The 11,538-nt window shown below is 74.8% G+C and carries 12 protein-coding genes and 1 riboswitch; of the genes, 6 read left to right on the forward strand and 6 right to left on the reverse strand.

What is annotated here, in order from left to right; translation table 11 throughout:
• Positions 1–68: 68 nt before the first annotated feature.
• Positions 69–1,127, forward strand: coding sequence for an aquaporin (locus AC1DWH_RS13375; RefSeq protein WP_477094084.1), 1,059 nt, complete (start codon positions 69–71; stop codon positions 1,125–1,127).
• Positions 1,128–1,192: 65 nt separating this feature from the next.
• On the opposite strand, the gene AC1DWH_RS13380 is transcribed toward AC1DWH_RS13375, so the two are convergent.
• The gene (locus AC1DWH_RS13380) at positions 1,193–1,726 is read right to left on the reverse strand and encodes a DUF3017 domain-containing protein (RefSeq protein ID WP_477094085.1); all 534 of its coding nucleotides are present in this window, start codon (positions 1,724–1,726) and stop codon (positions 1,193–1,195) included.
• Positions 1,727–1,805: 79 nt separating this feature from the next.
• On the opposite strand from AC1DWH_RS13380, the gene AC1DWH_RS13385 reads away from it, so the two are divergent.
• Entirely contained in the window at positions 1,806–3,071 is a 1,266-nt protein-coding gene (locus AC1DWH_RS13385; RefSeq protein WP_477094086.1) for an NAD(P)/FAD-dependent oxidoreductase, read from the forward strand.
• 6 nt (positions 3,072–3,077) lie between these two features.
• Here AC1DWH_RS13385 and purH read toward each other — a convergent pair whose 3' ends face one another.
• Positions 3,078–4,670 (reverse strand): bifunctional phosphoribosylaminoimidazolecarboxamide formyltransferase/IMP cyclohydrolase, encoded by a 1,593-nt coding sequence (gene purH / locus AC1DWH_RS13390; RefSeq protein ID WP_477094087.1) that lies wholly within the window; start codon positions 4,668–4,670, stop codon positions 3,078–3,080.
• Positions 4,671–4,708: 38 nt separating this feature from the next.
• Positions 4,709–4,796: riboswitch (ZMP/ZTP riboswitch) on the reverse strand.
• 14 nt (positions 4,797–4,810) lie between these two features.
• Entirely contained in the window at positions 4,811–5,458 is a 648-nt protein-coding gene (gene purN, locus AC1DWH_RS13395) for a phosphoribosylglycinamide formyltransferase (protein WP_456847154.1), read from the reverse strand.
• A 69-nt stretch (positions 5,459–5,527) separates the two neighbouring features.
• Here purN and AC1DWH_RS13400 point away from each other — a divergent pair, with 69 nt between their 5' ends.
• Positions 5,528–6,070 carry a hypothetical protein gene (locus tag AC1DWH_RS13400; RefSeq protein ID WP_477094088.1) on the forward strand — a complete coding sequence of 181 codons (543 nt, stop codon included), beginning with the start codon at positions 5,528–5,530 and terminating at the stop codon, positions 6,068–6,070.
• Here the strand turns inward: AC1DWH_RS13400 and AC1DWH_RS13405 are convergent.
• The 3 genes from AC1DWH_RS13405 to sucC all read right to left on the reverse strand — a co-directional run bounded on the left by AC1DWH_RS13405 (position 6,067) and on the right by sucC (position 9,602).
• Entirely contained in the window at positions 6,067–7,404 is a 1,338-nt protein-coding gene (locus AC1DWH_RS13405; protein ID WP_477094089.1) for a cell division protein PerM, read from the reverse strand. The two genes, AC1DWH_RS13400 and AC1DWH_RS13405, sit on opposite strands and share 4 nt — an antisense overlap.
• Positions 7,405–7,513: 109 nt before the next feature.
• Positions 7,514–8,389, reverse strand: a complete 876-nt coding sequence (gene sucD, locus AC1DWH_RS13410) for a succinate--CoA ligase subunit alpha (RefSeq protein WP_477094090.1) — start codon at positions 8,387–8,389, stop codon at positions 7,514–7,516.
• Positions 8,390–8,420: 31 nt separating this feature from the next.
• On the reverse strand, positions 8,421–9,602 hold the full coding sequence (sucC, locus tag AC1DWH_RS13415; protein ID WP_456847543.1) for an ADP-forming succinate--CoA ligase subunit beta: 1,182 nt from the start codon (positions 9,600–9,602) through the stop codon (positions 8,421–8,423).
• Between the two features lie 237 nt (positions 9,603–9,839).
• Here sucC and AC1DWH_RS13420 point away from each other — a divergent pair, with 237 nt between their 5' ends.
• The 3 genes from AC1DWH_RS13420 (at position 9,840) to AC1DWH_RS13430 (ending at position 11,497) form a co-directional block, all read left to right on the forward strand.
• Positions 9,840–10,532: an AAA family ATPase gene (locus AC1DWH_RS13420; RefSeq protein WP_477094091.1), complete on the forward strand. Its 693-nt coding sequence runs from the start codon at positions 9,840–9,842 to the stop codon at positions 10,530–10,532.
• Between the two features lie 201 nt (positions 10,533–10,733).
• On the forward strand, positions 10,734–10,946 hold the full coding sequence (locus tag AC1DWH_RS13425) for an RNA polymerase subunit sigma-70 (protein ID WP_456847650.1): 213 nt from the start codon (positions 10,734–10,736) through the stop codon (positions 10,944–10,946).
• A complete protein-coding gene (locus tag AC1DWH_RS13430; protein ID WP_477094092.1) occupies positions 10,946–11,497 on the forward strand; it encodes a Clp protease N-terminal domain-containing protein in 552 nt (183 codons plus the stop codon). Before AC1DWH_RS13425 ends, AC1DWH_RS13430 begins: the two co-directional genes overlap by 1 nt.
• Positions 11,498–11,538: the final 41 nt, after the last annotated feature.

An 11,538-nucleotide genomic window follows, 5' to 3' on the forward strand; every position in this document is an offset into this window, starting at 1 on the left:
CAGCCGGACGTGGCAGGCTCCCCGCGCACCAGCCCCTTTCATCGACGGTTACTCACGACAGGATCGACATGTCACAGGACACCCCCGACAAGGCCGCCGGCTCCCCGGAGCCCGACGAGACCACGGTCGCCGGCACCCCCGAGCCCGCCGCGGCCGCACCCGCCGCCGCTCCCGCAGCGCCCGTCGAGCCCGCGGCGCCCACGGCGCCCCTCCCCGCGGCAGCCGATGAGGTCGAGGAGGAGGACGAGGACGTCGTCGTCGAGGAGCTCGACGCGTACGTCGTCCCCGCCGGCACCGTCGTCGTCACCGGCTCGGGCCTGGTCGCCCGGCTCGGCGCCGAGGCGTTCGGCACCTTCACGCTCGTCCTGGTGGGCGTCGGCATCGCGCTGTACTCCAGCTTCAGCGGCGTCGGCGGCACGCTCGCCGTGGCCCTCGGCTTCGGCATCGCGGTGCTCGCGGGCGCCATCGCCGTCGGCCACATCTCGGGCGGCCACTTCAACCCGGCCGTGACGCTCGGTGCCGCCATCGGCGGCCGGACGGCGTGGAAGGACGTCCTGCCCTACTGGCTCGCCCAGCTGGTCGGTGGCATCCTCGCGGCGGCGATCCTCTTCATCACCATCCCGTCGAAGCTGCCGGCGCTCATCGACACCAGCGGCAGCGCCACGGCGAAGTCGTTCTACTCGAGCGTCTCCAACGGGTACGGCGCGCACTCGCCCCTGTCCAAGCTCTCCAGCGGCCAGGTCGAGTTCTCGCTGGTCATCGCGCTGCTGGTCGAGATCGTCGTGACCGCGGTGTTCGTCGGCATCATCCTCGGCGCGACCGACCGTCGCTCCGCCAACAAGCAGGCGCCGTTCGCCATCGGCCTGGGGCTCGCCGTGCTGATCCTCGTCGCCCTGCCAGTCACCAACGCGTCGCTGAACCCGGCCCGCTCGACCGCCACGGCGCTCTTCTCCGAGAGCTGGGCGCTGAGCCAGCTCTGGCTGTTCTGGGTGGCCCCGCTGGTCGGCGCCGCGCTGGCCGGCCTGGTCTACCGCGCGTTCGCGGCCGAGCCGGCCGAGGACAACCTGCTCGAGGAGGACGACGCCTACGTCACGACCGACGACGTCCTCGTGGTGACGGAGCGCTGACCCGCTCCCGCTGACCGCACGCGCGAAGGCCCGGGACCAGCTGGTCCCGGGCCTTCGTCGTGCGGTCAGCCGTTGGGCAGGATCTGCGCGAGCACGGCGAGCCCGACGCCCAGCAGCACGAGCACGGCGACGTCGATCGCCTTGGCCCGCACGGAGAGCGCGACCGGCCCCGGCGACGGGAGCACCCCGCGCACCACGGCGCACGCCAGGGCGACGGCGGCCAGCACGAACGCACCGGCGCGGGTGCCGACGACGAGGGCGACGAGCGTCGCGACGACGATCCCCGAGCTGGACCACCAGAGCGAGGCGTTGCGCGCCGCGTCGAGCGAGGCGCGAGCGATGACGCGCGGGTCCAGGGGCGCCTCCTCGACCGGGATCGGGCCCGTGTGGAGCGAGGGCTCGACGGGCGCGGCGTCGACCGGCGCAGCGTCGACGGGCGCGGCGTCGACCGGCACAGCGTCGACCGGGACGGCGTCGACCGGGACGGCGGCCTCGACCGGCTCGACCGGTCGGGCCTGGCTGGCCGCGGGCTCGGGTGCGGGCGCGGCACCGACGGGTTCGAGCACGGGGTCGACGGCGTCGGGGCGCGCGGAACCCACGCGCCGAACCCCGGCTCCCCCGCTCATCCGCTCCTCCGCCATCCGTCCTTGCCTCCCGACGGGAGACTACCGTTGCGTGGTGATCGCCCGGACGGACCACGAGCCCCTGGACACGTCGCGCGTCCGGGAGGTGCTCGTGGTCGGCGCGGGCCTCGCGGCGACCCAGACCGTCGCCGGCCTGCGGGAACGCGGTTTCGACGGGCGGGTCGTCGTGCTCGGCGCCGAGGGGATCGCGCCGTACGACCGGCCGCCCTTGTCCAAGCACCTGCTCGACCGGCCGGAGCCCACGTGGCTGACCGACGAGATCGGCGTGGACCTGCTCGCGATGGCCGACGAGGTCCACCTGAGCACCCCGGCGCGGGGCCTCTCCTTCGCGGGTGGCCGGCCCGAGGTGCAGACCGCGGACGGCTCGTTCACGGCCGACACGCTCGTGGTGGCGACCGGCGCGCACGCCGTCCGGCCTCCCGGGTGGGAGGCCGCCCTGACGCTGCACACCGCCGCGGACGCCCGGCGCCTGCGCGAGGCCTTGGCGCCCGGCACGGCCCTGGTGGTGATCGGCGCCGGGTGGATCGGCGCGGAGGTGGCCGGGGTCGCCGCGGCGGCGGGCGTCGACGTCGTCGTCCTCGAGGCCACGGGCGCTCCCCTGGCCGGCGCGCTGGGGCCGGCCGTCGGCGAGCTCACCGCCCCCTGGTACGCCGCGGCCGGCGTGCGGCTGCTGACCGGCGAGCACGTCGTCGAGGTGGGCACCAACGGCGTGCTCCTCGCCGACGGCAAGCTGATCCCCGCCGACGTCGTGCTGGCGGCCGTGGGCGCCCGTCCGACCACGGACTGGCTGGCCGGCGCGCTCCCGCGCGAGGCCGACGGGTCGCTGCGGGTCGACGAGCACCAAGCGGTGATCGGCGCGCCGGCGGACGTCCGGACCGTCCGGGCCGTCGGCGACGTGGCCCTGCGCCGCTCGCCCCGGCACGGCTGGGTCCCCGGCGGCCACTGGGACGGCGCGCTGCGCGGTCCGGCCGCCCTCGTCGCCGACCTGCTCGGCGCGCCGCAGGACGCGCTCGACGTCGCGCCCTACGTCTTCTCCACCCAGCTCGGGCACGAGCTGGCGCTGTTCGGGCACCCGCATCCCGACGACGAGGTCGTGCTCCGCGGCGACCCCGCGGGCGAGGGCTGGGCCGCCCTCTGGTTCCGCCGGGGCACCGAGGAGGTCGCCGCGATCCTCACCGTCGACCGCCCCCGCGACGTGGGTGCCGCGCGCCGGCTGTTCACCGGCGCGCGGCTGCCTCGGCTCGACCGAGCGGTCGCCCGGGACCCCGGGCGTGCGCTGCGCGAGGCCGCCCTCGTCTGAGGACGGTCAGTGGGCGAAGTGCCGCGTCCCGGTGAGGTACAGCGTCACGCCGGCGGCCGCCGCGGCCGCGACGACCTCCTCGTCGCGGACCGAGCCGCCCGGCTGCACGATGGCCCGCACGCCGGCGTCGATGAGCACCTGCGCGCCGTCCGCGAACGGGAAGAACGCGTCCGAGGCCGCGACGGCCCCGCGCGCCCGCTCGACGTCCCCGGTGTTGGCCCGCTCGACCGCGAGCCGGCACGAGTCCACCCGGTTGACCTGGCCCATGCCGACGCCCACCGAGGCGCCGTCGTCGGCCAGCAGGATCGCGTTGGACTTCACGGCCCGGACGGCGCGCCAGGCGAACACGAGGTCCGCCAGGGTGGCCTCGTCGGCCGGCGTGCCCGACGCGAGGGTCCAGGCGGCCGGGTCGTCGCCGGGTGCGTCGACCTGGTCGAGCTCCTGGACCAGCAGCCCGCCGCTCACCGCGCGGCGCTCGGTGCGCACGCCCTCGGTCGGGGTGACCTTGAGCAGGCGGATGTTCTTCTTGCGCGCGAGGATCTCGAGCGCCTCGGGCTCGAAGTCGGGCGCGACGACCACCTCGGTGAACACCGGGGCGATCTGCTCGGCGGCGGCGGCCGTGAGGGTCCGGTTGGTCGCGATGACCCCGCCGAAGGCCGAGACCGGGTCGCACGCGTGGGCCTTGGCGTGGGCGTCGGCGACGTCCGCCCCGACCGCGATGCCGCAGGGGTTGGCGTGCTTGATGATGGCGACCGCCGGGGCGGTGTGGTCGTGCGCGGCCCGCCAGGCGGCGTCGGCGTCCACGTAGTTGTTGTAGCTCATCGCCTTGCCGTGCAGCTGCTCGGCACCGGCCAGCCCCCGCCCCGCGACGCCGTCGGGCGTGAGGTACAGGGCCGCCTGCTGGTGCGGGTTCTCGCCGTAGCGCAGCACCTCGCCGCGCACCCAGGTGGAGCCCGTGAACGCCGGGAAGCCGGAGTCGGTCGCCTCGTCGTCGGGCGCGTACTCGGACGCGAACCAGCTGGCCACGGCGGCGTCGTAGGACGCCGTGTGCGCGAAGGCGTCGGCGGCGAGCAGGCGCCGCGCGGCGAGCGTGAAGCCGCCGGCACCGACCGCCGCGACGACCTCGTCGTACCGGGCCGGGTCGACGACGACCGCGACGCTGGGGTGGTTCTTCGCGGCCGCGCGCACCATCGACGGGCCGCCGATGTCGATCTGCTCGACGCACTCGTCGGGCCCGGCGCCGGACGCGACCGTCGCCGTGAACGGGTAGAGGTTGACGACCACCAGCTCGAACGGCGCGATACCGAGCTCCTCGAGCTGCGCGAGGTGCTCGGGGCGGCGCGTGTCGGCCAGCACGCCGGCGTGGACGCGCGGGTGCAGCGTCTTGACGCGCCCGTCCAGGCACTCGGGGAAGCCGGTGAGGTCCTCGACGCGCGTGACGGGGACGCCCGTGGCGGCGATCGTCGAGGCCGTCGAGCCGGTGGAGACCAGCTCGACGCCGGCGGCGTGCAGGGCGGCGGCGAGCTCCGTCAGGCCGGTCTTGTCGTAGACGCTGACGAGCGCGCGACGGACAGGTCGCTGGTTCTCGGTGGAGGACATGGCGGCTCCCGGGGGTACAAGGGTCGGCTAAGGGCGGACCCAAGCACCCAGGCGGGCGGTGCGTGGCGGGGCACTGCGGCCGCTTCCCGGTGGTTGAACCCACCTGCGCCAGTCACGACCGGGGCCGAGTCTAGCGGGCGTCAGCCGACGATCGCGCGCCTGCCCTCGACCCGCAGTCCGTCGCGGGCGATGCGCCCGACCCAGTCGACCAGGAGCGTCCGCTCGACCGCCTTGATGCGCTCGTGCAGGGTGGCCTCGTCGTCGTCGACCTCCACGGCCACCGTGGCCTGCGCGAGGATCGGTCCGGTGTCGACGCCCTCGTCGACCACCATCACCGTGCAGCCAGTCACCTTCACGCCGTACGCGAGCGCGTCCCGCACGCCGTGCGCGCCCGGGAACGATGGCAGCAGCGCGGGGTGCGTGTTGACGATCCGACCGCCGAACCGGCCGAGGAACGTGGCACCGAACAGCTTCATGAACCCCGCGCAGACGACGAGGTCCGGGGAGAACACCGCGACCGTCTCGGCAAGTGCGGCGTCCCAGGCGGCACGGTCGTCGAAGTCCCTGAGCGAGACGACCGCGGTCGGGATCCCGGCCTCGCGCGCGATGTCGAGCGCCAGGATCCCGGCGCGGTCCGCGACCACCGCCACCACGCGCGCACCGTAGGCGGCGTCGCCGTGGGCCTCGAGGAGCGCGGCGAGGTTCGAGCCGGTCCCGGACACGAGCACGACGAGCCGGCCGGAGCCGCGGGTGGCCGGGTCGGGGCGACGGGGGGTCTCCTGAGTCACGCAGTGACCCTATCCGCGCCCGACGGACGCTCCGTCCGCGGCTCCAGGTTCGTGGGCGAGAATGCTCGGGTGAGCAACCCGTACGCGCCCCCCGAGGACCGCCCGCGCACGCCGGACGGCGACCGGGTGGACGCGCCGCCTGCTCAGCACCCGTGGCCGCCGCCCGCACCCGTCGTCGGTCCGGTGCGCCCGTCCGCTCCCGACAGCGCCCCGCCCGACCCCGAGCTGGCGGCGCGCGCCCTGCGCCTGACGCGCCTGTTCGGGGTGCTCGTGCTGTCGTCGGTGCTGGTCGCCACGCTCCCGCTGCCGTGGCAGGCGTCCGCCCTGGTGTTCGCCCTCGCGGCGCTGGTCGTCGGCGTCTGGGCGCTCGTCGTGTCGAGCCGGGCGCGGTCCCGCGGGGTCACGCCCATGATCGGGGTCGGCGTCGTCATCGCGCTCTCGTGGTCGCTGCTCCTCGCGGTGCAGCTGGCGGTGTGGCCCGTCTCGCAGGCCAAGCAGGAGTGCCTGCAGGGCGCCCTGACGATCACCGCGAAGAACGCCTGCAACGCGCAGTACCTCAAGGACCTCGACGACCTGCGGGACTCGTTGCAGAAGCGGAGCACCGGCTCCTAGTCCGGGACGTCGGCCTCGTCCGGACGGAGCGCGACGTCGTCGGGACCCAGCGCCGACTCGTCACGACGGAGTGCGACGCGGAACGCGTGGCGCACCTGCGCCCGCAGCGGCCGGTCCCCGGGCAGCGCTACGAGCAGCGACCCGACGAGCACCCCGGCCGCTGCCAGGAGCCCGACGATCCCACCCTGCGCGCCGACGTCGGCGAGCCGGTCCGGCCCGACGCCCCCGCTCGCGACGGTGACCAGCAGCGCGACGACGACCCCCGTGGTCACCGCGGCGGTGGCGCACGCCGACATCGCCTCCCACCACCGCTGCGTGACCAGTCGGCGATGCACGTACCAGCCGACCAGCGCGCCCACCAGGACCAGCACCAGCGGCACCACGCTCGTGGCTGGTCCGACGACGTCCGGCGCCGGGAGGGCGCCGAGCATCGGCACCGCGGGCAGCGGCCCTCCGATCACCCCGTCGGGCGCGAAGTGCGTACCGGACCCGACGGCGAACCCGGCACCGCTCAGCCAGGCGAGCGCCCACACGACCAGGTTGGGCAGGTACGCCAGCTCGGCGATCGCCATCACCACGCCGCCGACGGCGTCCAGGCCGAGGCCCCGCACGACGTCCCCGATCGTGGCCCGTCCCGCGACGACCCAGAGCGTGGCGACCGCCGCGGCGAGCGCCACCAGGGCGGCCGTGGCGAGAACTCCGCCCGCGGCCCCGGTTCGCAGCGGCGCCGGGCACCGCGTCCAGCCCGGCCGGGTCAGGGCGCGCAGCGTGGGCGCCTCGGGCCGGGCCAGCAGGCCGGCGCCGAGCCCGACCGCGGAGACGAGCGCACCGCCCACGGCCGCGCGGGCCAGGCCGGCGTCGGACACCCCGTCCAGCAAGGCCACCAGCACCGTGACCAGCGTGTACGTGCCCACCCCGGCGCCGTAGGCCGACCAGGTGACCAGGCCCGAGCGGCGCGCGGACGCGTAGCAGACGAAGACCGCGAGGATCGTCACGCCCAGCGGCACCAGCGACACGGTGACCGCGCCGACCTGAGCCGGGACGCCGTGCCCGAGCAGCCACAGCGACGACCCCACGCCGACCGACCGGAACCAGCCGACGCCGCTGTTCGACGGGTCCGCGGAGGTCGCGACGTACGCGGCGACGGCGGGCAGCGCGAGGACCAGGATCGAGAGCACCGCGGCCTGCAGCGCGGACAGCACGCCGGCGACCCACCGGGGGGCGCCGTCGAGCGCGGACGTGAAGAACGCGGGTGCCGCGTCGTCGGCCGGCGCACGGCGTCGTCGGCGGTCGAGGACGGGCGTGCCGCCTGTGCGGGGACCGGTGGAGCTCACCGTGCCATGGTCGCCGCCGCATCCACCCGTCCGGCGTACCCGGCCCGGCGCGTCGGCGCCGGGTACGCGAGAGGCGCCGACCCCGCGGGGTCGGCGCCTCTCGGACGGGCTAGGAGAGCAGCTCTCGCGCGAGCGCGGCCGTCTCGGACGGCGTCTTGCCGACCTTGACGCCCGCGGCCTCGAGGGCCTCCTTCTTGGCCTGGGCGGTGCCCGAGGAGCCGGAGACGATGGCGCCGGCGTGGCCCATGGTCTTGCCCTCGGGGGCCGTGAAGCCGGCGACGTAGCCGACGACGGGCTTGGTGACGTGCTCGGCGATGTAGGCCGCCGCGCGCTCCTCGGCGTCGCCGCCGATCTCACCGATCATCACGATGACCTCGGTCTCCGGGTCCGCCTCGAACGCCGCGAGCGCGTCGATGTGCGTGGTGCCGATGATCGGGTCGCCGCCGATGCCGATGGCCGTCGAGAACCCGAAGTCCCGCAGCTCGTACATCATCTGGTAGGTCAGCGTGCCGGACTTCGAGACCAGGCCGACGCGGCCCGGGCCCGAGATGTCCGCCGGGATGATGCCGACGTTCGACTTCCCGGGGCTGATCAGGCCGGGGCAGTTGGGGCCGATGAGCCGCACGCCCTTGTCCAGCGCGAGCGCGAAGAACTCGGCGGTGTCGGCCACCGGGACGCCCTCGGTGATGATGACGACCAGCGGGATGCCCGCCTCGATCGCCTCGACGACCGCGGCCTTGGTGTGGGCCGGCGGCACGAAGATCACGGAGACGTCGGCGCCGGTCTCGTCCATCGCCTCGGCGACGGAGCCGAAGACGGGGACCTCGGTCTCACCGAACGCGACGGTGGTCCCCGCCTTGCGCGGGTTCACGCCGCCGACGACGGCCGTGCCGGACGCGAGCATGCGGGACGTGTGCTTCTGGCCCTCGGAGCCCGTCATGCCCTGGACGATGACCTTGGATGCCTCGGTCAGGAAGATCGCCATGGTGGTGTCTGCTTCTCTCTACGTCAGGGGTTCAGGCGGCGGCGTGGGCGAGCTCGGCCGCCTTGTCGGCGCCGCCGTCCATCGTGTCCGCGATCGTGACCAGCGGGTGACCGGCGTCGGCGAGGATCCGGCGACCCTCGAGCACGTTGTTGCCGTCCAGGCGCACGACCAGCGGCTTGGAGGCCTCGTCGCCGAGGATCTCGAGGGCCGCGACGATGCCGTTGGCGACGGCGTCGCACGCCGTGATGCCGCCGAACACGTTGACGAACACCGACTTGACCTGCGGGTCCGTGAGGATGATGTCCAGGCCGGCGGCCATGACCTCGGCGCTCGCGCCGCCGCCGATGTCGAGGAAGTTGGCCGGCTTCACGCCGCCGTGCGCCTCACCGGCGTACGCGACGACGTCGAGCGTGCTCATGACGAGCCCCGCGCCGTTGCCGATGATGCCGACCTCGCCGTCGAGCTTGACGTAGTTGAGGTCCTTCTCCTTGGCGCGCGCCTCGAGCGGGTCGGCCGCGGCCGCGTCCTCGAGCTCGGCGTGCTCCGGGTGCCGGAAGCCGGCGTTCTCGTCCAGCGTGACCTTGCCGTCGAGCGCGACGATGTCGCCGTCCTCGGTCAGCACCAGCGGGTTGACCTCGACCAGCGTGGCGTCCTCGTTCTGGTAGACCGCCCACAGCGTCTGCAGCACCGCGGCGACCTTGGGCGCCAGCTCGGCGCTGAACCCGGCGGCGGCGACGATCTCGTCGGCCTTCTCCTGGTCGATGCCGGTGCGCGGGTCGACGGCGACCTTCGCGAGTGCGTCGGGACGCTCCACCGCGAGCTGCTCGATCTCCATGCCGCCCTCGACGGAGCACATCGCCAGGTAGCGACGCTCCGCGCGGTCGAGCAGGAGGGAGAAGTAGAACTCCGTCGCGATCTTCGCGCCCTGCGCGATCATCACGCGGTGGACCGTGTGGCCCTTGATGTCCATGCCGAGGATCTCGGAGGCCTTCTCGGCCGCGTCGTCCGCGCTGCGGGCGAGCTTGACGCCGCCCGCCTTGCCGCGGCCGCCGACCTTGACCTGGGCCTTCACGACGACGACGCCGTCCTGGCCACCGAGCAGCTGCTCCGCGCCGGCGCGGGCCTCCTCGGGAGTCGTGGCGACGACGCCGCCCAGGACGGGCACGCCGTGCTTCTCGAAGATGTCACGCGCCTGGTACTCGAACAGGTCCACCTGGTCTGGGTCCTCTCATCACCGGCGTTCGACGGCCTCTGTGCGGCCGAAACGCCCCGGTCGATGGTAGCGGCCGGGCGGAGATCTCTTCACATCGAGAGATGTGGCGTACGCGACCCTTCCTCGCCCCGACCCCTCCCCCTGAAGCGTTCCGGTCCGCTACCTTCCCCGCATGGACCCGGTGCCGCACATCGCCGCAGCTGTCGACCAGTCCCGCCGCCCCGCCCGTCGGCCGCGGTGAGCGCCCCCTCGGACACCGCGCCCACGGCGTCGGTCGCGCGCCTCGCCGTGCTGCGCGGGGTGGCCGCCCGCGTGCCCGACCCGCGCGCGCTCGGCAGGCCGGTGCTGGTCGGCGTCGACGGCATGGACGGGGCCGGCAAGACCACGTTCGCCGACGAGCTCGCCGCGGAGCTGCGCCGCGGCGGCAGGCACGTCGTCCGGGTGGGCGTCGACGGCTTCCACCGGCCCCGCGACGAGCGCTACCGCCGGGGCCGGCACTCCCCCGAGGGCTTCTGGGCGGACTCGTACGACTACGACGCCCTGCGCCGGGACGTCCTCGAGCCGTTCGCGCCCGGCGGCAGCCGCCGCTTCCGCCGGGCCGTCCGCGACGTCACCACCGACCAGGCGCTGCACCTGCCGCGCGAGTCCGGCACGGACCGCACCGTGCTCGTGGTCGACGGGATCTTCCTGCACCGCGACGAGCTCGCCGCCTGGTGGGACTTCTCGGTGTACCTCGACGTCGACTTCGCCGAGACCTTCGCCCGCATGGCCGTCCGGGACGGCTGCCCGCCGGATCCGCACCACCCCGCCAACGCCCGGTACGTCGAGGGCCAGCGCACCTACCTCGCCTCCTGCCGCCCGGCGTCCCGCGCGTCGGTCGTCATCGACAACCGCGACGTCCACCACCCCCACCCCCTCCCCACGGACTGACCCACCCGCGCGCCAGCCCCCACCCGGGACGTCCGCGCAAGTACGGCCCCTGACCCGTACTTCCTCGGACGTTCCGCGCCCTGAGGCCCGGACGTCCGCGCAGGTAGGGCCCCTGACCCATACCTCCTCGGACGTTGGGCGGTGGATTCGCGCGTCAACTTGGGTTGACAAGCGGCTATCTGTCAACGTAGGTTGACGGCTATGTCCGATGAGCTGATGACCGCGGCCGCCAGTGCCGCCGAGCCCGCCGAGGGCCTCCGGGCCGTCCGCGCGCTGCGGGCGCTGGCCGACCGGCTGGAGGCCCTGCACGTCGAGCGCGCCCGAGGGCTGGGGTGGTCCTGGCAGCAGGTCGCCGCCGCGCTCGGGGTCTCCCGCCAGGCGGTCCACAAGAAGTACGGAAAGAGGTTCGACTGATGTTCGAGAGGTTCGCCAGCGACGCCCGCGACGCGGTCGTCCACGCCCAGGACGAGGCGCGCAGCCTCGGCGCCGACCGCATCGGCACCGAGCACCTGCTGCTCGGCGCCGTCCACACCCCCGACACGGTGGCGGCCCGTGCACTGCGGCGGCTCGGCGTCGATCACGCCGCGCTGCTCGCCACGGTCCGCGCCCTGCCCGCGGGCACCATCGACGCCGCCGCGCTGGCCGGCGTCGGCATCGACCTCGATGCCGTCCGGGCTCAGGTCGAGGCCTCGTTCGGCCCGGGCGCGCTCGACGAGGTCGCGCAGGCACCGAGCAGCAAGGCCGGCCACCGACCCTTCGACGCCGCCGCGAAGAAGATGCTCGAGATCGCGCTGCGCGAGGCGGTCCGGTTCAAGCACCGCCGGCTCGACACCGGTCACCTGCTGCTCTCGGCCGCGCGGCTGGACGACACGACCGCGTTCCAGGTGCTCGCCTCGGTCGGTGTGGGGCCGGACGCCGTGCGCGACGCCGTCGCGGCCGCGTGGGCCGACGTCCCGGTCGGCTGATCGTGACCGGCGGCGTCTCGCTGGCCCGCGCGCTGCGGACG

The organism is Cellulomonas sp. P2_F12 (assembly GCF_056403775.1).

Excerpts from the sequence above, each read along its gene's own strand:
- sucD (WP_477094090.1), bottom strand. The coding sequence starts at position 8,389 with ATGGCGATCTTCCTGACCGAGGCATCCAAGGTCATCGTCCAGGGCATG.
- AC1DWH_RS13430 (WP_477094092.1), top strand. The coding sequence starts at position 10,946 with ATGTTCGAGAGGTTCGCCAGCGACGCCCGCGACGCGGTCGTCCACGCC.
- purH (WP_477094087.1), bottom strand. The coding sequence starts at position 4,670 with ATGTCCTCCACCGAGAACCAGCGACCTGTCCGTCGCGCGCTCGTCAGC.
- AC1DWH_RS13375 (WP_477094084.1), top strand. The coding sequence starts at position 69 with ATGTCACAGGACACCCCCGACAAGGCCGCCGGCTCCCCGGAGCCCGAC.
- AC1DWH_RS13425 (WP_456847650.1), top strand. The coding sequence starts at position 10,734 with ATGTCCGATGAGCTGATGACCGCGGCCGCCAGTGCCGCCGAGCCCGCC.